This is a genomic window from Myxococcus qinghaiensis, assembly GCF_024198215.1.
In the GTDB taxonomy this organism is placed as follows: domain Bacteria; phylum Myxococcota; class Myxococcia; order Myxococcales; family Myxococcaceae; genus Myxococcus; species Myxococcus qinghaiensis.
The window spans coordinates 39,782-63,678 of record NZ_JAKCFA010000034.1 but is presented as its reverse complement, the minus strand read 5'-3'; the positions used below and the strand labels follow the sequence as shown (position 1 = coordinate 63,678).

The window sequence follows — 23,897 nt, the reverse complement described above, 5'->3', positions numbered from 1 at the left end:
CCCTCCCACGCGGCCTGGGGGAGAAGAGACGAGGCGTTCGAGATGAGCGGCGAAGTGGCTGGAGCGAAGGACGGAGTGGTGGTGCTCGATTACGCGAAGCTGGTGGACGGCGCTGACCTGTCCGCCGACATCGAGCGCGCGTATGGGTATGACGGCATTGGCCTGCTCATCGTCCGGGGCATCCCCGGGCTGGTGGAGCTGCGTCAGGGCTTGTTGCCGCTGGGCTTCCGGTTCGCCGCGCTGCCCAATGAGGTGAAGGACCGCTACGTCCACGAGCGCAGCAGCTATTCCTTCGGCTGGAGCCACGGCAAGGAAGTGCTCAAGCCCGGCCAGTTCGACGAGTTCAAGGGCTCCTACTACAACAATCCCCAGTACGACTCGCCCCAGGTGGACGCGGCGCTGGTGGAGAAGTACCCGGAGAACTACCTCCCCAACGTGTGGCCGGACCCGGACTTCCCCGCGCTGCGCCCGGCCTTCCAGGCCCTGGGGCGGAAGATGGTCGACGTGGGGCTGCTCGTGGCGGCGCAGTGCGACCGGTACGTGACGGCGCGGCTGGGCGCACGGCTCTCTCCGGATGCGCAGCTGGAGCGCACCATCCGCGAGTCCCGCGCGTGCAAGGCGCGGCTGCTCTACTACTTCGCCATCAACGAGGATGCGACGCCGCGCACGCGCGACTCCTGGTGCGGCTGGCACAGCGACCATGGCTCGCTGACGGGGCTGTGTCCGGCCATGTACTTCGACGCGGAGCCTGGCGCTTCGGAGCCGACGCGGCAGGACATCGCGGTGCCGGACCCGGAGGCGGGGCTCTACGTGCGCACGCGCGGCGGAGAGGAGCGCAAGGTCGTCATCCCCAAGGACTGCCTCGCGTTCCAGATTGGTGAGAGCGCGCAGATTGTCACGGGTGGACTGCTGCGCTCGACGCCGCACGCGGTGCAGGCGCTGGCGCACCCGGCGAGCCGCAACATCTCCCGCTCGACGTTCGCCGTCTTCATGCAGCCCGACAACGAGGAGCGCCTGCGCCCGCCCGAGGGGACGGACCCGGCGGAGCTGCGCGTGGGCGCCTTCCAGCCGGGCATGACGTTCGGCGACTTCGCGCGCGCGACGTTCGCGAAGTTCTACAACCCCTACGCGTGAGGCGCGGCGCGCGCGGGGGCGGTCCGAGTCGCGTCATCGGGAGGCGGCGCGGTCATGAGCGCCAGCCTCCCATCTGTCAGCAGGGCTGACTTCAGGTTGTCACGGCCCCGCTGACCCGGACGTTCACCTCACGCGGACCGTTGCTGGAGGCGACTGGCGCAATAGACATCCATGGCGGTGGCGCCCAGGACGAAGGCGGCCGCAGCCGCGATGTTTCCCTTGCGAGGACTCTGTCGGAGCGCGGGTGCCAGGCTCGCGAGGTCCAGCACGTCTCCACCCACCCGGGCCCAGACCCAGGGCGTGGGATTGGACCGGGTCAGGATGCCGACGCCCGCGCCAATCTCCCGCAGGCCATAAGCCCGCAGCAGACCGACGCCCTTGCGCACCCCCAGGAAGCGGGCCAGTGCTCCGGGCGCCACCAGCTCACTCAACCCCAATCCAAGGCTCAGCCATCCGAGTGCCTTCGCGAGCTTCCTTGCATCCATCTGTTTCTCCTCAGGGCAATGGCCGGCCTCCAGGGCCGTGCCTGGTGTGTCTGGGAAGGATGGGGAGGGGCGTGCCGGATGGCTCGCGAAGGCGCCTGCCTGGAGGCAGGCCATGGAGCCCGTCGCCCTGGGAAAGGACTTCGGGAAGGGCCAGTGCTTGCCTTCGCACTCAGGCAAGGCGAGCGTGCGGCTTCCCTGTCACTCCGGAGCGAAGCGCGATGCCCCTCGGTTCCTGGCGTTCGTTGTGGCTGGTCGTGAGTGTCCTGCTGTCTTCAGGCCTGGCTGCTCCCGCGAGGGCGCAGGCTCCTGGTCCGGCGAAGGTCGCCGTGCGCGCGGCGCGGCTGTTCGATGGCAAGAGCGCCAAGCCCCTGGCGAACGCGGTGGTGCTCCTGGAGGGCAATCGCATCCAGGCGGTGGGTTCCCATCTGGCCATTCCCGAGGGCACGCGGGTGCTGGACCTGGGAGACGTCACCCTGCTGCCGGGGCTCATCGACGCCCATTCGCACCTGCTCCTGAACATCGAGTTCGGGAACGGCGGGGAAGGGGCGAGCATGGAGATGCAGGTGGCGCGGCTGAGCACGGCCGAGCGGGCCTTGCTGGGCGCGAAGATGGGGCGCGAGTTGCTGGAGGCGGGCGTCACCACGGTGCGGGACGTGGGCAACTCCGGGCTGAATGGGGATGTGGCGCTGCGCAATGCCATCCAGCGAGGCTGGGTGGAGGGGCCGCGCATGTCCGCGTGCACGCGCGCGCTCGCGGCGCACGGAGGCCAGTTCGGGGTGATTCAGCAGCCGGTGCAGGGGCTCATCGACCAGGAATACGTGACGGTGACGGGCGTGGACGAGGCGCGGCGCGCCGTGCGTCAGGCTGTGTATGACGGCGCGGACTGCATCAAGGTCATCGTCGACAATGGCTACAACCTCCTCTCCGTGGAGGAGCTGAAGGTCATCGTCGAGGAGGCGCACCGCGTGAAGCGCCCGGTGGCCGCGCACACGACGAAGGACGACAGCATCCGCGCGGCGGTGGAGGCGGGCGTGGACTCCATCGAGCATGGATATTCGATGCCGGATGACGTGCTGGCGCCGATGGTGCGCAAGCGCATCTTCCTGGTGCCCACGGTGGGACCGCTGGAGGTCTGTGACGAATTCCCCCCGGAATCAGGTGATGCGGAGGCGCGTCGTGCCATGTCGGAGCGCTGCCGGAAGCTCGTGGCGAAGGGTTATGAGCGGATCCGTCGAGCGGTGGCAGCGGGCGTGCGACTGGCGGCGGGCTCGGACATGTACATCGCGGTGCCGGGGCTGACGCGTGGCGAGACCACGGTGCGCGCGCTCAGTGCCCATGGTGAAGCAGGCGTCCCGCCCGTGGACGTGCTGCGCTCGATGACCGCGAACGCGGCGGAGTTGCTGCGCATGCAGGACCAGGTGGGCACGCTCGAGGCGGGCAAGCTCGCGGACCTGGTCGCGGTGAAGGGCGACCCGCTGAAGGACCTCAAGGCGCTGCGACAGGTGCGCTTCGTGATGAAGGACGGCCAGGTGGTGGTGGATGCACGGGGAGCACAGCCGGCCCCGGTGGCCGCGCCGCCGCGCTGAGACTGTCACGTGGGCGGAGGCTGGAGTAGGTACGAGGGGCCATGTCCTCCTGGTCCGCTCGACGCGTCGGTCTCACGTTGCTCCTCCTCGTTGGTGCCTCCTGCGCGCACGCGCCGCGTCCGGCGGTCACCCGTCCGCAGGACGCGCTGGTGGAGCTCTCCAGCAATGTGCAACTCGTGGATGACGGCGAGTCCGCGTCGCTGCGAGTCGCCCTCGACCAGAGCCTCATCTGGCTGCGCACGCGGCCTGCGGACCACCGCTTCGTCTACGGCCCGCGCGAGGTGACGGCGGGAGCGCTGGTGTCCGCGCTGGAGCGACTGCGAGCGCGCCTCACCGACGGCATGTCGTCCCTGGACGTGTCGAAGGCGGTGCTGGAGGACTTCGAGCTGCTGGAGTCCGCCGGAGGCGAGGACGGCACGGTGCTCTTCACGGGCTATTACGAGCCCGTGCTCGAAGGGAGCCTGACTCGGACCGACGAGTACCGCGTCCCTGTGCTGTCCGCGCCGGATGACCTCATCGAGGTGCCGCTGGAGCCCTTCGCGGAGCGCTTCGCCTCGGAGCGCGTCTTCGGGCGACTGGAGGGCAAGCGGCTTGTGCCCTACTGGAACCGCGCGGAGATTCGCGGCGGCAAGCTGAGCCCGCGCAAGCTGGAGCTGGCGTGGGTGAAGGACCCGGTGTCGCTCTTCTTCATGGAGGTGCAGGGCAGTGGCACGCTCCGACTGAGTGACGGCGGTGAGCGACGCGTGGGCTACGCCGCGTCGAATGGCAGGCCCTACCGGAGCATCGGCGCGCTGCTCATCCAGGAGGGCGTCATCCCCCGCGAGCAGATGTCCATGCAGGCGCTGCGCGCGTGGCTGGCCGCGAACCCCACCGAACAGGACCGCGTGCTGGACTACAACGAGTCGTATGTCTTCTTCCGCTTCCTGCCCGGCGCGGCGGTGGGCTCGCTGGGGCGCGAGGTGACGCCGGGGCGCTCCATCGCCACGGACGCGCGCCTGTTCCCCAAGGGCGGCCTGGCCTTCATCCACACGGACCACCCGGTGAAGATGGCGGATGGCTCCGTGCAGTGGAGGCCGCTGTCGCGCTTCGTGTTCAACCAGGACACGGGCGGGGCCATCAAGGGCGCGGGGCGAGTGGATGTCTTCTGGGGCCGAGGCCCCGAGGCGGAGCTGGCCGCCGGCATGATGAAGCAGAAGGGCCGGCTGCTCTTCCTCGTCCCCAAGCCCCGCGTCCCGGTGGCCGAAGCCGCCCGGTGACGCGAGGCCCACAAGCGTGGCTCAGCGCTGGGCCACGCCCGCCTTCTTCAGCTCTTCGTCGATGATGCGACGGAAGTGGTCCACGGGCATCGCGCCGACGACGGGGCGCCCGTTGACGAAGAACGTGGGAGTGCCTCCCGCGCCCACGCGCGTGCCCTCCTTCGAATCCTCTTCGATGCGCGCGTCGAACTTCCCGGAGTCGAGCGCCTGCTTGAAGCGCGTCACATCCAGGCCGACCTGCTTCGCGTAGCCCTCCATCGACTCCCGGTCCAACTGTCGCTGGTTGGCGAAGAGCAGGTCGTGAAACTCCCAGAACTTCCCCTGCTCATGCGCGGCGAGTGACGCGGCGGCGGCCAGCTTCGCGTGGGGATGGTTGGGCAGCGGCTGGTGCTTGAAGGCCAGGCGCAGCTTGCCCTCGTACTCCTTCTCCAGCGTCTTCAGCGTGGGCACCGCGCGGGAGCAGAAGGGGCACTCGAAGTCGGACCACGCGATGACGGTGACGGGCGCGTTGGCGGGGCCGCGCGAGGGCGCCGTGCCCACCTCCACCTGCTGTCGGGGCAGCTCCGCCGGAGCGGGGGGCGGGGGCGGGCGCTCCACGCCGCGCTCGATGGTGCGCGCGTAGACCTCCGCCTTGGGCACGCCGCCCTTCACCAGCGCCTCCGCCTTGTTCAGCTCCTCGTCCACCACCTTGCTGAAGACCTCGAACGGCTGGGCGCCGTTGATGAAGCGGCCGTTGACGAAGAAGCCCGGCGTCCCGGTGGCGCCGAGCTGCATCGCCAGCGCGTCATCCTTGCGGATGCGGTCGACCAGCTTCGGGGCCTCCAGGTCCTGCTTCCAGCGCGCGACGTCCAGCCTCAGCTCCTTCGCGTAGCGCTCCAGGTCCGAGTCGGACTGGGCCCGCGGGTTGGCGAAGAGGACGTCGTGGTACTCCCAGAACTTCCCCTGCTCTCCGGCCGCCAGGGCCGCGAGCGCGGCGGGCTTCGCGCGCGGGTGCATGTCCACCAGCGGGTGGTGCTTCATCACCACGCGCAGCTTGGCGCCATACTGCTCCTGGAGCTGCTTCACCGTGGCGTGGCCGCGAGCGCAGAAGGGGCACTCGTAGTCGGAGAACTCCACCAGCGTGACGAGCGCCGTCTCCTCACCGTGGATGAACGAGCCATCCACCGGCACCTTGTAGACGACGGGAGAGATGGGCGGGCGCTGGCGCGCGGGCGGCTGGGCCGCGGCGGTGGGCGCCGGAGCCCCCTTGGCGACAGCGGCGGAGGCGGTCGCGGGCGCGGACGTGGTGCGGCCTCCCACGAAACCCAACACGAGCCCCACCACGAGGCTCACCCAGACGGACGGCTTGCTCACACACGACTCCTGGAAAGATGACCGGACGGAGTGCGGCCAGGCCTCCGAAAGTTTCAGCGTGATTTTCGGACGGCCCGGAAAGGCGAGCCGCCTGGCGCTGGCCCGCTGGCCTGCTCCTGGGGCGCTTGCCCGCCGCCGTGCCGGTTGTCCATGAGCGGGCAGGCCCCACCTTTGGGGAGACGAAGGGAGGCCGTGACACATGCGAGGGAAGGTTGCCTGGATGGCGGTCGTGGTCGCGAGCCTGTCGCTGATGCTGTGCGCGCAGGGCTGCACGGCGCAGGCCCAGTCGGAGCAGGAGGCGCCGAAAGCGGCGAAGGCACCCACACAGACGCCGACACCCGCCGAGGTGTCCGAGCTGTGGAACAGCGTGTCCGGACTGCGCGCGGAGGTGCGCCAGCTCAAGCAGGAGGTCGCGAAGCTGCGGGCGCAGGTGAACGCTCCCGCGCAACAGGCCCAGCGGGGCACGGGCGGCGCGGGGACGAACACCCAGGCTCAGCAGGAGCCGAACGGCTCGGAGGCCCCGGCGCGCGGCACGGGAGGCTCGGGCGTGGCGGGGGCGGGGACACGGCAGGTGGAGAACGACGTGCCGCCCGCGGGCACGAATGTCCCCGCGCCGACGGGGACGGCGGTGGTGATGGCCACCTTCACGGGGACGGTGCGCTCGGTGGAGCCGCCCGAGCTCGTCCTCGCGCAGGACAACGGCGAGGCGCTGACACTGGACGTGACTCCGCGCACCCGGGTGCTGAGGGATGGCAAGAGCATTGGCGTGAGGGATTTGGACCCGGGAGACAGGGTCAACGCGGTGGTGGACATGGTGGGTGAGCACGAGACGGTGGAAATCTCGGTGCTCCGGAAGGAGGACCCGAACAAGTGAGGCGTGGGAGCGGCGCGTCAGTCGCTCCCGTTCAGGTTCGTCGTCGCTCGAAGGGAGGTTCCCGTCATGACGGCCTTTGACCGATACCGCGCGTTGCTGCGCAAGTTCGAGAATGTGCGTGCGCGGCATCCAGAAGGTGGCTCACCGGAGGAGGATGCCTTGCTGGACGACCTGGATGATGTCTGGTCGGAGATGAGCGAGGGTGAGCGCGCCGCCGCATCCCCCGAGCGAGACAGGGCCCTGGGGCTCTCGGAGTCGCAGGACTCCGCGCCGCCGCCGGGATGAAGTTCACTTGAGAGGATTACTCGCGGGCCGTGGGCACGGGCGTGCCTCGCGGCCCGTGCTCGTCAGGGCGCCGCGAGACAGGCTCGACACTCCGGGGCACCTTCCGAGAGCGCAGCACCGCGAGCGTGTAGTCCACCACCGACGCGAGCGACAGCACGGCGATGAGCGCGACGAGCGGGCGCACGGCGGGGGGAAACAGCAGCACGCACAGCAGCGTCACCAGTTGCAGCGTGGTGACCACCTTGCCGAGCATCCGCGCCTTGAGCTCCGCCCGCCGCAGCTTCGGCACCAGCCGGGTGACGATGAAGCCCACCGCGGTGCCGATGTCCCGCACCAGGAGCAGCAGCACCTCCGGCAGGGCGATGAGGCCGTCCAGGTAGCAGACGAAGATGGCCGTCACCATGAAGGCGCGGTCCGCCACCGGGTCGATGAGCGCGCCCAGGCGCGTGGCCAGGCCCTTGTGTCGCGCAATCCAGCCGTCGAGGAAGTCGGTGAAGGCCGCCAGCATGACGAGCGCCGCGCGCACCCTCACGTCGGACTCGACGATGAAGGCCACCGCCATGGGCAGGCGGGACAGGGACAGGATGTTGAGCAGCACGAGGCTCGCCTGGCGGCGCATCTTCTCTTGAAGGTAGTGCTCGGCCGTCATCACGCACCTGCCGCGGGGGACGGGGTGTCGTCGAGTCGTCGGTCATCGCCGCGTCGGCAGGGCAGGCGACCATGCGCGCGCGACCTTCCCGAAACGGACTGCACGAGGGAACCTTCGGGCGGCGACAATCCTCCCATCCGGAGCGTCGCTCCCACCTGCCTGGAGTCTCCCCGTCGTGATTGCGCCCGAGTGTCCGCTCCGCCATCCGTCCTCCCCACCGCGCTGGCCTGTCCATGCCTGTCTGCTGGCGCTGCTGTGGCCGGGCGTCTCGGGCGCTGCCCCGCTGGAGATGCGCCCGCGGGCCAGGGTGCTCGCGACGGTAGCCTCACGGGCTCCCGAGCAGGCGGTGCCCGTGGAGCCGCGCGCCGCCACGCGCGAGGAGCTGGCGCGCTACGCCTGGCTGTCGAAGGGCGCCCGGGTCCGTCCGCTGGACGCCGCCATCCCCGCACCGGAGGGCTACACGCGGGTGACATTGGAGGAGGGCTCGTTCGGCGCGTGGCTTCGCGGCCTGCCGCTGCGCGCGGAAGGTACGCCCGTGCTGCACTTCCGGGGCGGAGAGGTGTTGCCCGGAGACGATGCGCGGCTGGCGGCGGTGGCGGAGCTGGATATCGGCTCCGCCAACCTGCAGCAGTGCGCGGACTCCATCATCCGGCTGCATGCGGAGTGGCAGTGGTCCAGCCAGCGGCGCGAGGACATCGCCTACCGCTTCACCAGCGGACACCTGGCCTCGTGGCCGAAGTACGCGGCGGGGGACAGGGCGAGAATCGCCGGCTCGAAGGTGACGTGGGCGCGGAGCGCGGCGGCGGACAGCTCACGCGCGGCGTTCCGTTCGTATCTGGACCTGGTCTTCACCTACGCGGGCACGTTGTCGCTGGAGGGCGCCAAGAGTCGTCCCGCGCGAGACGCCCTGCGTCCCGGGGACTTCTTCGTGCTGGGCGGCAGCCCGGGGCACACGGTGCTGGTGCTGGACCTGGCGGCCGACGCGGGGGGCCGCCGCGTGGCACTGCTGGGTCAAGGCTTCATGCCCGCCCAGGACTTCCATGTCCTCTCCTCGGGAGACACCTCCGTGGGGCCCTGGTTCCCGCTCGATTCCGACGCGGTGACGACGCCCTTCTGGAAGCCCTTCCCGTGGACGTCGCTGCGCCGCTTCCCGTGAGGCGTGCCGTCGGTCCGTCGTTCGCCCCGGGGCCCCCACCCCGACGCTCACTGACAGGTACCGACGCCTCGCTCGCCAGGGCGATGCGCGCGTCGTTGCTTCCCTACGAGTGCAGCGGCATCCGCACGCCCTGCGACGGCGGCGGCGTGGTGGTGGGCAGCGCTTCGCTGCTGGTGCCCTCGGGCTTGCGCGTGAGGTACTTCACCAGGCTGTTGTGCTTGCCCAGGTACGTGTCGAAGCGATTCACGCCGTCCTCGAGCATGCCCGCCTTGTCCAGCTCCTCGTGCATGATGGGCAGGTTGTAGAAGGGCACGGAAGGAAACGCGTGGTGCGTGAGGTGGTAGTTGCAGTTGAGCGGCGCCACGAAGAAGTTCTCCAGCAGCGTGCCCTTCACGTCGCGCGTCTCGCGCGTCTCGTCGCCCTTGATTTCGGCGTCCAGCGGGTGCTCGCCCAGCGCGCGCATCCGGAAGAAGGCCATCATCACCGTCGTCGTCGGCAGCACCCACAGGAGCAGCCAGTGCAGCCACGCGCCCGTCGTCACCAGCACGGTGATGAGCGCGGTGACGTAGAGGACGTAGCGCACGTGCTCGGCGGCGGACACCTTGGGCTTCGCGCCACCGAGGAGCCGACCCCAGTACGTCCAGGGCAGCACCACCTTGAGGTGGCTCGGCGCGTACAGGCCCAGCGCGTCGCCCAGGAACACCGCCGCCGCCTTCACCGGCGTGCGCGGGAAGTGCCAGGACGGGTCCTGCTGCATGGAGGCCCAGTACGGGTCCTTCTCCGTATTCACGTACCGGTGGTGCTCCATGTGCTGGTGCCGGTAGCCCGCCGTCGTCATGTTGAGCGGGAAGGCGCACAGGAAGTCGGCCACCACGTCGCCCACCTTCCGGTTCGACAGGAAGTGGTAGTGCGCCGCCTCGTGCATCAGCGCGAGCATCGCGTGCTGCCGCGTGGCGATGACCAGCGCGGCGATGGGCCACGCCCACCACCGGTCCACCCACACCACCGCGGTGAACGCGGCCACGATGACGAGCCACTGAGTGCCGAGCGCGCACAGCGCCCGCACATTGCTCACCCGGGACATCTCCCGGGTCATTTTTGCCAGGGCCTGCCTGTCGACGCGTCGCGCAAACTGCACATCCGCTTCGTCAACGACTTCGGCGTACATGAGGGGGCTCCTTCGTCTTTACGAGCAAGCGGGGTAATCCAGGACTCTTTCTCGCGAAAACGGCCAGTATGGCAAGAAATTTCTCTCTGTAACGTACGCACGCCCGTTTCAAACAGCCAAGTGAAGTCGGCCGAAACCCCATGGGTGTCGACACTGACTCCGACTCTGGCCGGAAGCCGGGTGCGAGTGGACCGCCTGTGGGCGGGTCGGGTCCACTGAAGTCAGGCCCCAGACATGCGAAGGGCCCTGGAGACAATGAAGGTCTCCAGGGCCCGGCTCATGACATGGATGTGGGTGCGCGGGAAGCGCCGAATGCCGCGCGCGGGCGACTAAGGCTTGGGAGTGGACGGCGTCCACTCGACCTTCAGGTGGCGCATCTGGCGCAGGACGATGCTCTGCCAGGTGCCATGGTCCTGTCCCGGCACCATGCGCGGGTCCTCCAGGGCGTCCAGGAGGACGTTGGTGGTGATTTGCGCCTGGAGCCGGGCCAGGGGCGCGCCCAGGCAGAAGTGCGTGCCACGGCCGTAGGTGAGGTGCTGGGGCGGCTTCTCGCGGTCCACGTCGAGCTTGTTGGAGTGCGGGCAGAGCGACTCGTCCCGGCTGCCGGCGGCGTACAGCATGAGGAGCCGCGAGCCGGCGGGCAGCTTGACGCCGCCGACCTCCACGTCCTCCAGGGCGGTGCGAATCATGGCGTGCTGGACGGAGTCGAAGCGGCAGCCCTCCTCGATGAACTTGGGGACGAGCTCCCGGTTGTCGCGCAGGCGCTTCCACAGGCCGTGCTCCAGCGCGAGCTTCCAGGTGTTCGCCATCATCGCCGTGGTGGACTCATGGCCGGCGGACAGGAAGGACGCGCCAATGGCCATCACCAGCTCGTGCACCGTCAGCGCCTCGCCGTCCGCCTCGACCTCGACGAGGTAGCTGGTGAGGTCCTCGCGGGGCTCCTTGCGGCGCTCCTCGATGAGCTGGACGCAGTACTTCTGGAACTCAATCACCCCGCGCGCCAGCTCCGGCTGCTTCTCCGGCGGCACGTGCTCGAAGGTGAGCTGCTGCCAGTCCGCGCTCCAGCGCTTGATCTTCCAGACGTCCTCCTGCGGCACGCCCATGACGCCGAGGATGACGTGGGCGGGCAGCGGGTACGCCAACTGCTCCACCAAGTCCGCGTGGCCGTCCTGGGCGAAGCGGCCCACCATCTCTCGCGCCAGCTTCTCGATGAAGGGCGCCATGCCGGCGATGCGCTGCGCGGTGAAGCCCCGGTTCATCAGCCTGCGCAGCCGGGTGTGGTCCGGCGGGTCCATGCCCAACAGCACGTGGGCCAGCGGAAAGCCCTGCCCGAGGATGGCCTTCGCCTCGTCCGTCAGCGTCGTCCCGCTGAACAGCATGTCCCGGTTGGAGAAGCGCGCCGTGTCCTTGAGCACCTGGAGGATGTCGTCGTTGCGGCTCACCAGCCACATGCCCAGCATCGGGTTGAAGCTGACCGGCTCCTCCTTGCGCAGCTTCTCGAAGAAGGGGTGAGGGTTGTCGACGTGGGGGCCCGCGAAGGGGTTGTACTGCGCGCCCAGGTGAGGGCAGCGCGGCGCCGCGGGGGCATGGGCCGGAACACCGGTCTCTTCCTGCTTCTGAACCGTTACGGGCATGGAGTCACTCGGCAGTTCGAGCGCGGGCCCCCCCAGCTCACTGCTCGGACAAGGGTTGGTTGAGGCATGGGGCACAGCCGGTTCCGGAGCCCGACTGGATAAACCGGGCGCGATGGGGGCTCCAGAATGACCGCCTATACATCAATTTCCAGTTATCGCGCCAGTGGAGTGCGATTTTTTCAGTGAAACTGGCCTTGTGCGTCACTGGAGCGGCTCGGCCCTGGTGGGACGGACGTGATTCCAGGGGGTTGGCCGGAGGCGGAAAAAGTCTCATCGGCTCGGACTGTGGGAACTCCGGCGGGCACCTGGTGTGCGGGGAGCGCCTTGGAAGGGCTCAACCCGGTTACACACGGGGGGCGGCGGGGCCCCTGGGAGGGGCCACCGCGACGGTTGAAGCGTGGGGCCGCTCAGCCGCTCTTGCGGACGTTGGCGCGGCGCTGCTGCTCCACCCAGGCGTGGGCTTCCGCCATCGTCTTGACGAACTCCGTCTTGAACTCGGACTTGCCCGTCAGGAACATGCCCAGCGAGATGACCTTGCCGAAGGTCTGCTGGACCATGTCCGCGCCGACGTAGACGCAGCCCTTGAACCACTCCGCCTTGCTGTTGTCGGACAGGTACCGGCGCGCTTCCGCCTGGAGCTGCGAGTTGCCGATATCGGCAATCATGTAATAGCCGCCGCTCTTGGCGACCTCGCCGTAGATTTCAACGGCCCGCTTCATGTCCTCCAGGTTCAGCATGCCGCTGAACACGGCGACGACCAGGTCCGGGGCCTCGTGGCGAATCTGGTGGGCACCGAACTTCCATTCCTGTTGCTGCATGGGCGCTCCCTTGGGCTGACGGCGCGAGCATACCGCCCAGGGCCACCGGGAGCGAGAATCCAGTCTTCCCTCCCAAACCAGGACTTTCAGACGGGGTCCGGGTCTGGAAGGAGACAGAGGGGATCGGACTTCACACGGCGGTGGGACGCGTCTCAGCCGGCCTTGCGCTGGGAGCGGGCGCGGTTCTGGAGGACCCAGGCGCGGGCGTCGTCGAGCGTCTTGACGAAGGTGGTCTCGAAGCTGGACTTGCCGGTGAAGAGCATGGCGAGGGAGATGGCCTTGCCGAAGGTCTGCTGGACGATGTCGGCGCCGACGTAGACGCAGCCCTTGAACCACTCGGAGCGGTTGTTCTCGGAGAGGTAGCGGCGGCCGGCGGCCTCAATCTGGGAGCGGCCGATTTCCGCGAGGATGTAGTAGGGGCCGATGTGCTCGTAGACCTCCTTGTAGATTTCGGAGGTGCGCTTCACGTCGTCCATGGTGATGGGACCCTCGAAGGTCGCCACCGCGATGTCTGGCGGCTCGATGCGAACCCGATGCGCGCCGTACTTCCACTCCCGAGCCTTCTCCGCCATTGCATCCCCCACCCAGAGGTCCTGCTGCCGCTCTGTCGGAAGGATAACGCCCGTTCCCGGGGTGAAGGCAAACGGACGTCCTGGGTTTGGTCCCCGGAGTTCCAGAGGGACGTTTTTCTCCAGATGGGCCCGAATTGCCCGGTGTGGCCCACGCCGCGAGGAGAAACAGGGTGTTGGGGTGAGAACCGTGGGCGTGGGCGCGGGTTGACGGTGGGGTGGGGGGCTGGAGACTGCCGGCACCCATGGTCCGCTCGTTCTTCGTCGTGCTCGTGTTGGGTGTCTCGGTGCTGTCGGCGGGGTGCCGGCGGGGCGGCGGCTCGGGCTCGGAGGATGGGCGTGACGGGGCGGGGTCCACACGGCTGGTGCTGAAGTATCAGCCGCTGTGGGGGCCGCCGGAGCCCTTCCGGGAGCTGTTGGCGGGCTTCGAGCGGGACAACCCCGGGGTGACGCTCGTCACCGAGGCGCTGCCGAACTCGTCGGACCTGGCGCACCAGTTCTTCCTCACGTCGTTGGAGGGTGGGGCGAAGGACTTCGACGTGCTGGTGGCGGACGTGGTGTGGGTGCCGGAGTTCGCGCGGGCGGGGTGGATAGCGGACCTGTCGGCGGAGTTCCCTCCGGAGCGGCTGCGCGAGGAGTTCCTGCCGGGGCCGGTGGAGGCCGTCGTCGTGGAGGGGCGGACGTACGCGGTGCCCTGGTACCTGGACGTGGGCGTCTTGTACTACCGCACGGACCTGGTGCCCCGGGCGCCGCGCACGTACGCGGAGCTGGAGCGCTTCGCGTTGGACGCGAAGGCGAAGGTGCCGGGCATCCAGGGCTATGTGTGGCAGGGCCGCCAGTACGAGGGCTTGAGCTGCAATGTCTTTGAAGCGCTGTGGGGGCACGGCGGACACGCGATGGGGGAGAACGGGCGCGTGTTGCTGGAGACGGAGGCCGGGCGCGAGGCGCTCGCGTATCTGCGCGGGTTGCTGGTGAGCGGGGTGTCGCCGGAGACGGTGATGGGCTTTGGCGAGGAGGAGGCGCGGCGCATCTTCCAGGAGGGGCGCGCGGTGTTCATGCGCAACTGGCCGTATGCGTGGAGCGAGGCGCAGAAGGAGGGCTCGCCCATTCGCGGCAAGGTGGGGATGGCGCCGCTGCCCACGGTGAGTGGCGAGCCGGGCTTTGGGACGCTGGGCGGATATCAGCTCGCCGTGAATGCGCATGTGTCGCCGGAGCGGCGGAAGCTGGCGGCGAAGCTCATCTCGCATCTGACGTCGCCGGAGGCGAACCTGGTGCTGGCGGTGCACTACGCGCGCAATCCGCCCAGGGCGGCGGTGTATGACGATGCGAGGTTGAAGGAGAGCTCGCCGTTCATCGCGGGCCTGCGGGAGATGGCGGAGCGCGCGAAGCCCAGGCCGGTGACGCCGTACTACAACCTGATTTCAGATGTGTTGCAGAGCGAGTTCTCCGCGGCGGTGGCGGGCCTGCGCTCGCCCGAGGAGTCGCTCAAGCGCGCGCAGAAGCAGGTGGACCATTTGATGGGGGAGGGGCGATGACGGTGGGTCCGGGGCGTGCGCGAGGCTCGCTGGAGCGGGAGCGCAGACAGGCGTACTGGCTGGTGGCGCCCGCGGTGCTGGTGCTCGCGGCGGTGGCGCTGTATCCGATTCTCGCGGCGGTGTGGCTGAGCCTGCACCGCTTCATCCTCGTCTTCGGTGAGCGGCGCTTCGTGGGGTTGGGGAACTACGCGTACCTGCTCGGGGACGCGCGGTTCTGGTCGGCGCTGGGGAACACCGCGTACTTCACGGTGGTGGCGGTGGGGGTGGAGCTGTTGCTCGCGGTGCCGTTGGCGCTGTTGTTACAGCGCGCGTTTCCGGGGCGAGGGTTGTTGCGCGCGGCGGTGCTGGTGCCGTGGGCGATTCCCACCGTGGTGAGCGCGAGGCTGTGGGCGTGGATGTTCAATCCGGACTATGGGCTCATCAATCGGTTGCTCCTGGGGAGTGACATCAACTGGCTGGGTGCGCCCGGGTATGCGTTGCACGCGGCCATCCTGGTGGACGTGTGGAAGACGACGCCCTTCGTGGCGCTGCTGGTGCTGGCGGGGCTGCAAGGCATTCCGGAGGACCTCTACAAGGCGGCGCGAGTGGATGGCGCGTCACCGTGGCGGACGTTCCGCTCCATCACCTTGCCGTTGCTGAAGCCGGCGTTGCTGCTGGCGGTGTTGTTCCGCTCGTTGGATGCGTTCCGGGTGTTCGACGCCATCTACGTGCTGACGGAGGGAGGGCCGGCGAACACGACGGAGACGCTGAGCATCTACGCGTACAAGACGCTGATGCGCTCGGGGGACTTCGGGTACGGGAGCACGCTGTCGGTGGCGACGTTCCTGTGCGTCGTCGTGCTGGCGGCGGTGTGGCTGCGCTTGCTGGGGCGGCAGGAGGAGGCGCGATGAGACAGCGCGCGGGCTTGGGGACGGCGCTGGCGGTGGTGGCGTTCCTCACGTTCTTCCTGGGGCCGTTCTTCTGGCAGGTGCTGACGAGCCTGTGGCCGGATGGCGAGCTGACCCGTTCGTGGCCTTCGCACCTGACGTTGGAGAGCTACGTGAGTGTGCTGTGGGGGCGGCCGTTCCTGCGGGTGGTGTTGAACTCGCTGGTGGTGGCGGCGCTGACGACGGTGTTCTGTCTGGTGATTGGCTCGGCGGCGGCGTTCGCGCTGGCGAAGCTGGAGTTTCGAGGCAAGGGCCTGCTGTTGAGCGCGGCGCTGGCGGTGAGCATGTTTCCGCCGATTGCGACGGTGAGCCCGCTGTATCTCATCCTGCGGGCGGTGGGGCTGCGGGACAGTCTGGTGGGACTGGCGTTGCCCTATGCGACGTTCGCGATGCCGTTGACGCTGTGGGTGCTGACGTCGTTCTTCCGGCAGCTCCCGGACGAGCTGTATCGGGCGGCGCGGGTGGATGGCTGCACGCCGTTCCAGGCGTTCCGCCGCGTGTTGTTGCCCCTGGCGGCGCCGGGCCTGGCGACGACGGCGATCCTGGTCTTCATCTTCGCGTGGAACGAGTTCCTGTTCGCGCTGACGTTCTTGACGACGCCGGAGAAGCGCACGGTGCCGGTGGCCATCAGCCTGTTCGCCAGCGAGTACCGTGAACCGTGGGGGGAGATTGCCGCCGCCTCCGTGGTGGCCACGCTGCCTCTGGTGGTGCTCACCGTGTTGTTCCAGCGGAGGATTGTGTCGGGACTCACGGCGGGGGCGGTGAAGGAGTAGGCGGGGTGTGGCTCCTTCGCGCGGTGGCGGAGGCAGCCCTGTCACTGGGAGCCGAACTGGGACGTGCTTTCCATGGCGAGCTGCGGGGAATCGCGCATGTGCGTCGGTTGGTGAAGGCGCGCAAGGATGAGGCCCTGCGCAAGCGCCAGTCACGGCGTCGAGGTTTCCTCGAACGCTGGAACTCAAGGAGGTAGGCGGTTGCCGTCGCGGAAGAGTGGGGCGCCCATGCTGGCATTGGCGGACTCCTTGCAACCAGTCGATGACCGAGGCCGAGGAGCCACATCCATGGGCAGATACGCATACCGGGTCGCGCTGGGCTTCATGATGTTCCCTGGCCTGTGCCGGGCGGAGGTGCTGGACAAACAGCAGGCTCCCTGGGCGCCCGCTCCAGTTCTGGCGACCCTCGCTGTGTGCATGCTCTGTGCCCTGCTCGTGCTGTGGCGCCGAGGCGGGCTGTGGCGCGTTGCCTGCGCGCTCTCGGTTCTCTGGGCCGTCGTCTGGTTTCAGAACGACTTCTTCAGCGCGGACGTCGGCCCCGTCCTCCAGGCCGAGCTCTCTTCATCCGAAGCACGGACGTACCTGGGCCTCTTGCTTGCCGAGGCCCTGCTTCCCGCTGTCGTGACGCTGGGTGGGCTCTTGCGAGGGCGCCTGCTCCCGCTGAGCGCTTGAAGTCTGGAACCTCGTCGGGCCCTCAGTGACGACTTGTCGGGAGGCCAATGGCCTCGCGAACTGCTCGGAGGGCCGCATCTGGGGAGGTGAAGGCAAGGGTGATGAGTCGCGCCAGTTCCGATTCGTCCATGGCCGCGAGGCGCTGTTCCTCCTCGGGGGACACCGTGAGCTCTCGGGTTCGCGCGAAGGTGACGAGGGTCTGGGCACAAACGCGACTCCGCTCCAGTGCGCGCAGTTCTTCCCAGAAGGGTGAGTCGATCATGATGTTCCTCAAGGACTGGCTGAGCCGCTCGCTTCCGAAGCGGCGTGACGTAAGGGTACCCAGGACGATGAGCAAATCCAGTCTCTCTTGCGACGAGAGGTCCTTGGCTTGTCGCAAGCGTTCTTCGGCCCAGGTCGCGCGCTCGGGCCCCGCTCGTGCATCCAAAACCGAGAGCGGCACGAGTCCGGTGGCCGCCTGGAGGGCCGGCTGGGAGAAATCCACCTCCCAAAGCCTGACAACCAAGAAATCAAAGGCAAGCACCTGGCGGCCTCGACAGTGGACAAGGTAGGGCGGACGAACACCTTCTGCTTCCGGGACGACCAGGAGGACCACGGGCAACACCGGCAGTCCTTCACGCAGATGGATGCGCACCGTGTAATCCAGGAACCTCCGGACGAAGTCGGGGTCGGCCTGCGCCTGAATCTCCAGCTCCACGGCGAAGCGCTCCGTGGGGGCCTCCACGACCAGGATGGCGTCCGCGCGGCGCTCAGACTGAGGAAGGCTGGTGTCGGCGGCGTGCACGAAGGTCGGTGCGTCAGCGCCAAAGAGGAGCAGGAGCAGATGTTCCGGATGGTTCTGCACCAGGCGACGAAGCACGAGGTCGAAGTAGGGTCCCATGGTCTACTTGAAAGGTAGTGCATGGTTCTGACATCCACGAGGTAGGGTCTTCGACGCGAGAACCGCTCCGTGTCATCAATCCAGAAGAGACTCCTTCCAGAATGCAGGGCTCGTGCGACAGGAGGCCGACAGGATGCAATGCGCGCCCCGGCCACCCAGATGGGCGGCCGGGCCCTCCGCCCGCGACTACCGCGCGTCCAGCGCTCCGGCCCAGATGTCCTTCACGCCGCCGATATGGTCGAACGCGCAGTGCGCGGCTCCCGCGATGACGTTCTCCTCCAGCGGCACCGAGAACCCTCGGTACGCCGTCACACTGGCCCGGATGTCCGTGAGGTACTCATCCTGGTCGCCGTACGAATAGAACAGCTTCGTGGGTCCTCTCAGCTCGGGCCGCGTGCTGTCCCAGTCCAGCGAGCCGCTCCACGGCGCCTCTCCACCGCACCCCAATGCATAGACACCGCGATAGCGATTGCCATACTTCGGCAGGAAGCTCGCCGTGAGGAGCACCGCGCCACCCGAGGACCCGCCGAACAGGATGGGCTCGTTGTTGAGGTCCCAGCGCTTGCGCAACGTATCGATGACCTCCGCCAGCGCCCGCGCGTTGTCCCCCGAGATATCCCGGTCCGCCTCCGTCGCCGTGTCCGTGCACGTCGTCAACGTGGGCTTCGTCCACCACGCACACTTGTTCGGCGCGAGCGCTGACACATAGAGCGTGTCGTGCTCGAACGCCCACGGAGACTGCAGGCGCGGCGCCGTGTTCCCCGTGTGCGCCCGCGCCCCATCCCCATGCAGGTAGATGGCCAGGTTCAACGGCACGGCGACGATGCCCGTGCGAGGCTCGACAATCTTCAACTCGACGCCCGCCACCTGCGCGACGCAGAACGTATAGGTCTGGTTGTCGGACACCACCGTGCCCGTGCTGTCACATGGCAGCTTCCCCGTCCCGTGCGAGCTGCCCGCATCCGGGAAGGGCTCCGTCCCCGCGTCCGAGCCCGCATCCACCCCGGCATCCGAACCCCCATCCGTGCCGTCGGGAGTGCCCGCGTCCGCGCCTCCATCCGTCGCCGGCGGTACCGGGTCCGGGTCATCCGAGCAGGCAGCGAGGGACAGCGTGAGCAGGGCGGCGACGAGGAAACGATGCATGGGGTGTCTCGGGCGAAGAATGAACAAGGACCCCAAACTACCGCGTCCCCGATGCCCCGGGCCGCTGTTCACCACCCCACGTTCCGCACAGCGAAAGTGACGACCTGGTGGGTTCCGGTGAGGCTCCCAGAATTCTGGTGAGGCCATCCTGCGAGCTCCCCACCCGGATGCGGTGCGGGCAAGACAGGCTTCACCCGGCGTGGCTGCAAGCAGTTGCGCCGGGTCCATGCCTGTCCTTGGCACCCAACCAGGCAAGGCTGTCGGTCCCAAGCGCCTGTTTCCAGATAGCACCCATTCGGCAACTATTCGTAGATCCACGGAAGCCGGGACGTAACCCTAGGCCCGCCTTCTCGATAATAGGGTGTCAGTTCTGACGAAAAGGGGATTGTTCCATGGGCGGTCTGTCACCCACGGGTGGTGGTTCAGGAGCTTCAGGCGCGGCAGCAGCAGCGGAAGCAGCACGTCGCGCCGAGGAAGCTCGCCAGCGAGCGGAAGCAGCGCGCAAGGCCGCGGAGGCCGCACGCAAGGCCGCGGAGGCCGCACGCAAGGCCGCTGAAGCCGCTCGTCAGGCCGCGGAGGCCGCGAAGCGACAGCAAGCCGCCGCGCAGAAGGCCGCCGCCGACGCCCAGAAGAACGCGCAGAAGCCCGGCCAGAAGCCCGAGGAGGCGCAGCGGACGAAGACGGAGGCCGCCAACGCGGAGAAGGCGAAGCAGGCCGCCGCGCAGAAGTCCGCCGCCGCGGAGAAGCAGCTCCAGGCCGCCGAGGAGAAGGTCGCCCTCACCGCGAAGAAGGCCGAAGAGGCCATGGGCAAGGCGAACACCGCCGCCACCGAGGAGAAGAAGCCTCAGCCCTACACGCAGAAGGACATCGACAGCGTCAAGCCGAAGAAGAACGAGCTGGTCTCCGCCTTCGAGGGCACCAGCCGCAAGGCGGAGCTGGAGAAGCTGCTCGGCACCACCGCGCCGCCGAAGGCCGAGGCCCCCGCGCAGCAGCCCGTCGCGGGCGAGAGGCCTCCCGAGGCGCTCGACGCGGTGGACGCCAAGGACGTGCAGGACGCGACGAAGCTGAAGGACGGCCAGAAGTTCAAGGACCCGTCCTCCGGCGCGACGTACGACGTGAAGAAGAACGCCCTCACCGGCGAGACGCAGCTCTCCGACGCGAAGAGCGGCAACACCGTCACCATCAAGCCGGACGGCAGCTACACGTCCACGGTGACGGCGAAGGAGTCACCGAAGGAAGGTGGAACGCGCGAGACGACGTGGACGAAGTCCGCGGACGCGAAGGGGAAGACGACCAGCCTCGAGTCGCGCAAGAGCCAGACGACGCAGAGCCCGGAGACGGGCCTCACCACCTCCACGTCCACCACGAAGTACAACCCCGCTACGTCAGTACCCCAGTCGCGCTCCGATGAAGTGCGGATGGAGAAGGCCTCGGCGGCGCTGGTGGGACGGCCCGGCACGCCCCAGGGCCCGACGACGGTGACGACGGACACGGAGTTCAACGCGCAGGGCCTGCCCGCCAAGCAGGTGAAGAAGACGGAGATTCACACGCCGGGCTTCGACGCCAACGCCATCAGCGACTTCGAGGCGAAGCAGGGCAAGGCCCTGAACGACGCCTCCAAGGGCGAAGACCACCACGACACGAACCGGGACCCCACCTCCCTCAAGCCCGGCGAGTCCAGCCTCACGACGACGGAGGAGATTCGCTTCAACGCGAAGGGCGAGCCCGCGACCTCCACCCAGAAGACGGAGTCGGTGTCCACGCAGCCGCTCGCGTCGGACAAGAACGGCAACGGCGTGCAGGTGGCGCGCAGCCAGCAGGAAGTCACGTACGGGCCCAAGGACGCCGCGTCCACGGACTCGCTGCCCGCGCTCACCCGACAGGCGCAGGGCAACATCACCAGCAACACCACCGTGACGGGGTATGACCCGGACGGCAGCCGCTTCGACGAGGGCTACGCGAACCGGACGCAGACGGTGTCGAAGTCCTCCGGCACGGTGGGCCCCGACGGCCAGCTTCAGATGAAGCACGAGCCCACGGAGGTGAAGAGCCTCCAGGAGGCGGACGACAACCGGTGGAAGTACGACCACGTCGAGTTCGAGACGGGCGCTGACGGCAAGGTGGCGTCGGGCGCGAAGCCCAAGGAGCTCGACAAGGAGCGCCAGCTCCCCTGGTACCAGGACGCGAAGGACTTCGTCACCGAGGGCCTGAGTGACCTGGCGGGCATCGCGGGCGACTTCGCCAAGGACGCGCTGGGCTTCGCCAAGGACGTGGTGCTCAAGCCGATTGATTACGTCATCGACCAGGTGACCGCGCCCATCGAAGACGCGGTGGCGGACGAAATCAAGAAGCTCAACAGCGCGGGCGACACGCTGACGTTGAGCGGCAACCTGGACGTCAAGGTCGGCCTCAAGGCGGGCATCGAGGGCGAGGTCGAGGTCGAGAAGACCGCCGACGGCAAGTACCAGCTCTCCGCCGAAGTGACGGGTGACGTGGGCGTGGGCCTGGTGGGCTCGGCGTCCGTGTCGGCCGGTGGCCGCATGGAGATGACGTTCGATACGCCGGAGGAGGCGGCCAAGGCGGCCGTCATCCTGGGCAAGGGCCCCGCGGCGCTGGCGTCCGGAGGCGAGGACCACAAGTTCCTCCTCGACCACCTGTCGGCCATGGAGGTGAACATCGGCGCGGAGGCGGAGGCCGGCCTCGGCGGGAAGTTCGGCCCGGCCAGCGCGGAGCTGTCCGCGAGCATCGGCGCGACGACGAGCTTCCGGGTGGAGTTCGAGAAGGGCAAGCCCACCAACCTGGTGCGCTCGCTCGAAATCGAGGGCTCCGGCGCGGCGAGCATCGCCGGCGGACTCAAGGGCGCGGCGGGCCTCAACCTCGGCGGAGAAATCACCGGCTCCGTGAGCCTGGAGACCAGCATCCCGCTGGACGCGAGCAAGCTGGACGCCAAGGACGTGCTGGCGTTCCTGGCGAGCCCGGGCACCGCCCCGTTCGCGGGGCCCGCGGAGACGAGCATCTCCGTGGAGGGCTCGGTGGACGCGGGGCCGAAGGGACAGTTCTTCACCGCGGAGATCAGCGGGCTGAAGGGTGAGCAGCTCCAACAGGTGACGAAGAACCTGATGGACGGGAAGTTCGACACCGCCTTCGAAGGCGTGGACGTGGATGCGCGGTTCACCACCGGCTCGTTCACGGACCGCGAGCTGGGCGTGGGCGCGAAGCTGGGCGTCGTCGACTTCGAGCTCAACGGGCGGCACCGCGACGTCACGGCCGAGGGCGGCAATGGCGGCGCCGGCACCACCGTCAGCCTCGGCGGACGCCGACGCCACGGCAGCGACGGGTCGAATGGCAGCAACGGCTCGAACGGTACCAATGGCTCGAACGGCACCAACGGTACGAACGGCACCAACGGTACGAACGGCACCAACGGTACGAACAAGCCGAAGCCGGGCACCACGACGACGAGCCCCGGTACCGATACTCGCACGGGCGCTCCGACGGGTGGACCCGAGCAGACCGGGCGTCCTCCCCAGAACCGGGTGGAAAACAGGCCCACGACTCCGACCGAGTACCGGGTGAACCCGGCGACGGGACAGCTCATCCCCCTGCCTCCGACTGCGGCTCCCACGCGGCCCGAGGTGGGCACCGACAACACAGGACGTCCTCCCGTGCCCGTGGTGCGCAACCCGGAGCTCCAGGGCCGCACGACGCAGGTGCGCTACGACAACGGCAAGGTGCACATCGAGGCGGGCCCGGACGCGACGAAGGAGGACATCCAGGCGCACATGGAGACGGCGCGCGTCCTCCAGCGCTACGAGGGCACCATGGGCAAGGTGCGCCAGCTCATCGACAAGGTGAAGCAGGCCATCACCGGCATGCCCGGCTACGGCACGCAGGGCTTCGAGTCCAACCTGGAGGTGCAGAAGCTCTCCGGCATCCTCAAGAACCTGGAGGCCGCGCAGGCCAGCCTCAACGAGGCGGTCTCCGGCGCGGCGGGCAGGACGACGCCCGCGACGGCCGAACAGCTCAAGGACCTGGAGGCGCGCATCGCCAGCGTCGAGCGCCAGCTCACGCAGCACGCGGGGCAGGTGGACTCGGTCGACAAGGGCCGTGGCTTCGTGGCCATGCTGGATGACGTCTCGCGCCTGAACGCGACGACCACGGGCATGCAGGACGCGCGTGAGCACCTGGCGAGCACGAACTTCCAGGACCGCGCCAACGTCAATCAGGCGGCGCCGGTCAACCTGACCAACGGCAAGAAGGTGGACCCGACCACCGCCGTGGTCGCGCTGCAGGCGATGCCAGGGACGCCGCCCCTCGACAACAAGACCAAGGTCGAGGTGCTCAACGCCGACGGCACCCCGCTGGGGAAGATCAAATACAATCCGAAGGACGGCTTCCTGCTGCCGTCGGAGCCGCAGCCCGCGCCTCGGGTCCGCGTCACGACGAGCGACGGCAAGAGCTTCGAGTGGACGCCCGGAGAGGAGCCGCCTCCCGGCTACCGGCTCGACATCCGGTCCTCGAGGCCCTTCCGAGAGAACGGGTTCTCGGGCGGCCACACCCGCGAGGCCTGGAACGAGACGCTCGCCACGTACGGCGACAGGATGACGCCCTCTCCGGAGCGCAGGCTCGGCTTCCGTCTGCCGGGTGAGACGAGCGACATCGACGTCAGCGTCATCAACTACCAGTACGACGGCCAGGACGTCGCGGTGCCGAAGACCATCTTCGAGGGGCCCGGGTCGGAAGCGCTCGCCCGCTTCGAGCAGGACCTCTACCAGCACGCGTCGGATGCCCTGAAGACCGCCGGTCCCAATGACCGCTTGATTCCCGTGGATGTGCCCGTCGTGGATGCGTCGGGCAATCCCACCACGGTCAAGGTGATTGTCGCGCGCGACCCGGACCCCTCGGGCGCGGGCATCGGGAAGATCAAGAGCTGGTGGGTGTCCGAGGACAACCTCAACAACCCCCAGCTCGCGCGTTGAGGTGAGGCCAACCCATGCTAGCTAG

The 23,897-nt window shown here is 68.5% G+C and carries 20 protein-coding genes; 11 read left to right on the top strand and 9 right to left on the bottom strand.

Annotated features, from left to right (window positions below):
- Positions 1–42: 42 nt before the first annotated feature.
- A complete protein-coding gene (locus LZ199_RS41490) occupies positions 43–1,134 on the top strand; it encodes an isopenicillin N synthase family oxygenase (protein WP_253999339.1) in 1,092 nt (363 codons plus the stop codon).
- Positions 1,135–1,262: 128 nt separating this feature from the next.
- Here LZ199_RS41490 and LZ199_RS41485 read toward each other — a convergent pair whose 3' ends face one another.
- Positions 1,263–1,619, bottom strand: a complete 357-nt coding sequence (locus tag LZ199_RS41485; protein WP_253999338.1) for a hypothetical protein — start codon at positions 1,617–1,619, stop codon at positions 1,263–1,265.
- A gap of 254 nt (positions 1,620–1,873) precedes the next feature.
- Between LZ199_RS41485 and LZ199_RS41480 the strand changes: the two genes are divergently transcribed.
- On the top strand, positions 1,874–3,205 hold the full coding sequence (locus LZ199_RS41480; protein ID WP_253999337.1) for an amidohydrolase family protein: 1,332 nt from the start codon (positions 1,874–1,876) through the stop codon (positions 3,203–3,205).
- Between the two features lie 41 nt (positions 3,206–3,246).
- Complete coding sequence (gene mltA / locus LZ199_RS41475) at positions 3,247–4,461, top strand: murein transglycosylase A (protein ID WP_253999336.1); 1,215 nt, start codon at positions 3,247–3,249, stop codon at positions 4,459–4,461.
- Positions 4,462–4,482: 21 nt separating this feature from the next.
- Here mltA and LZ199_RS41470 read toward each other — a convergent pair whose 3' ends face one another.
- Entirely contained in the window at positions 4,483–5,814 is a 1,332-nt protein-coding gene (locus LZ199_RS41470; RefSeq protein WP_253999335.1) for a DsbA family protein, read from the bottom strand.
- 220 nt (positions 5,815–6,034) lie between these two features.
- Between LZ199_RS41470 and LZ199_RS41465 the strand changes: the two genes are divergently transcribed.
- Together LZ199_RS41465 and LZ199_RS41460 are read left to right on the top strand one after the other, a co-directional pair.
- Entirely contained in the window at positions 6,035–6,688 is a 654-nt protein-coding gene (locus LZ199_RS41465) for a hypothetical protein (protein ID WP_253999334.1), read from the top strand.
- A gap of 66 nt (positions 6,689–6,754) precedes the next feature.
- Positions 6,755–6,973 carry a hypothetical protein gene (locus tag LZ199_RS41460; protein ID WP_253999333.1) on the top strand — a complete coding sequence of 73 codons (219 nt, stop codon included), beginning with the start codon at positions 6,755–6,757 and terminating at the stop codon, positions 6,971–6,973.
- A 16-nt stretch (positions 6,974–6,989) separates the two neighbouring features.
- Here LZ199_RS41460 and LZ199_RS41455 read toward each other — a convergent pair whose 3' ends face one another.
- Positions 6,990–7,592, bottom strand: a complete 603-nt coding sequence (locus LZ199_RS41455; RefSeq protein ID WP_253999374.1) for a CDP-alcohol phosphatidyltransferase family protein — start codon at positions 7,590–7,592, stop codon at positions 6,990–6,992.
- Positions 7,593–7,797: 205 nt separating this feature from the next.
- Between LZ199_RS41455 and LZ199_RS41450 the strand changes: the two genes are divergently transcribed.
- Complete coding sequence (locus tag LZ199_RS41450) at positions 7,798–8,778, top strand: DUF4846 domain-containing protein (RefSeq protein ID WP_253999332.1); 981 nt, start codon at positions 7,798–7,800, stop codon at positions 8,776–8,778.
- Between the two features lie 103 nt (positions 8,779–8,881).
- On the opposite strand, the gene LZ199_RS41445 is transcribed toward LZ199_RS41450, so the two are convergent.
- From LZ199_RS41445 to LZ199_RS41430, 4 genes are all read right to left on the bottom strand, one after another.
- Positions 8,882–9,862 (bottom strand): fatty acid desaturase family protein, encoded by a 981-nt coding sequence (locus tag LZ199_RS41445; protein ID WP_253999373.1) that lies wholly within the window; start codon positions 9,860–9,862, stop codon positions 8,882–8,884.
- 413 nt (positions 9,863–10,275) lie between these two features.
- The gene (locus tag LZ199_RS41440; RefSeq protein WP_253999331.1) at positions 10,276–11,580 is read right to left on the bottom strand and encodes a cytochrome P450; all 1,305 of its coding nucleotides are present in this window, start codon (positions 11,578–11,580) and stop codon (positions 10,276–10,278) included.
- A 407-nt stretch (positions 11,581–11,987) separates the two neighbouring features.
- Positions 11,988–12,398: an STAS/SEC14 domain-containing protein gene (locus tag LZ199_RS41435; protein ID WP_253999330.1), complete on the bottom strand. Its 411-nt coding sequence runs from the start codon at positions 12,396–12,398 to the stop codon at positions 11,988–11,990.
- A gap of 152 nt (positions 12,399–12,550) precedes the next feature.
- The gene (locus LZ199_RS41430) at positions 12,551–12,970 is read right to left on the bottom strand and encodes a SpoIIAA family protein (RefSeq protein ID WP_253999329.1); all 420 of its coding nucleotides are present in this window, start codon (positions 12,968–12,970) and stop codon (positions 12,551–12,553) included.
- 242 nt (positions 12,971–13,212) lie between these two features.
- Between LZ199_RS41430 and LZ199_RS41425 the strand changes: the two genes are divergently transcribed.
- From LZ199_RS41425 to LZ199_RS41410, 4 genes are all read left to right on the top strand, one after another.
- Positions 13,213–14,502, top strand: coding sequence for an ABC transporter substrate-binding protein (locus LZ199_RS41425; protein ID WP_253999328.1), 1,290 nt, complete (start codon positions 13,213–13,215; stop codon positions 14,500–14,502).
- Positions 14,499–15,392, top strand: a complete 894-nt coding sequence (locus LZ199_RS41420) for a carbohydrate ABC transporter permease (protein WP_253999327.1) — start codon at positions 14,499–14,501, stop codon at positions 15,390–15,392. The genes LZ199_RS41425 and LZ199_RS41420 overlap by 4 nt, the downstream gene beginning before the upstream one ends.
- Entirely contained in the window at positions 15,389–16,201 is an 813-nt protein-coding gene (locus tag LZ199_RS41415) for a carbohydrate ABC transporter permease (protein WP_253999326.1), read from the top strand. Before LZ199_RS41420 ends, LZ199_RS41415 begins: the two co-directional genes overlap by 4 nt.
- Positions 16,202–16,486: 285 nt before the next feature.
- Complete coding sequence (locus tag LZ199_RS41410; protein ID WP_253999325.1) at positions 16,487–16,870, top strand: hypothetical protein; 384 nt, start codon at positions 16,487–16,489, stop codon at positions 16,868–16,870.
- Between the two features lie 22 nt (positions 16,871–16,892).
- On the opposite strand, the gene LZ199_RS41405 is transcribed toward LZ199_RS41410, so the two are convergent.
- Both LZ199_RS41405 and LZ199_RS41400 read right to left on the bottom strand, forming a co-directional pair.
- Positions 16,893–17,567: an RpnC/YadD family protein gene (locus LZ199_RS41405; RefSeq protein ID WP_253999324.1), complete on the bottom strand. Its 675-nt coding sequence runs from the start codon at positions 17,565–17,567 to the stop codon at positions 16,893–16,895.
- Positions 17,568–17,936: 369 nt separating this feature from the next.
- Positions 17,937–18,893 carry a hypothetical protein gene (locus tag LZ199_RS41400; protein WP_253999323.1) on the bottom strand — a complete coding sequence of 319 codons (957 nt, stop codon included), beginning with the start codon at positions 18,891–18,893 and terminating at the stop codon, positions 17,937–17,939.
- Positions 18,894–19,285: 392 nt separating this feature from the next.
- Here LZ199_RS41400 and LZ199_RS41395 point away from each other — a divergent pair, with 392 nt between their 5' ends.
- Positions 19,286–23,872 (top strand): translocation/assembly module TamB domain-containing protein, encoded by a 4,587-nt coding sequence (locus tag LZ199_RS41395; RefSeq protein WP_253999322.1) that lies wholly within the window; start codon positions 19,286–19,288, stop codon positions 23,870–23,872.
- Positions 23,873–23,897: the final 25 nt, after the last annotated feature.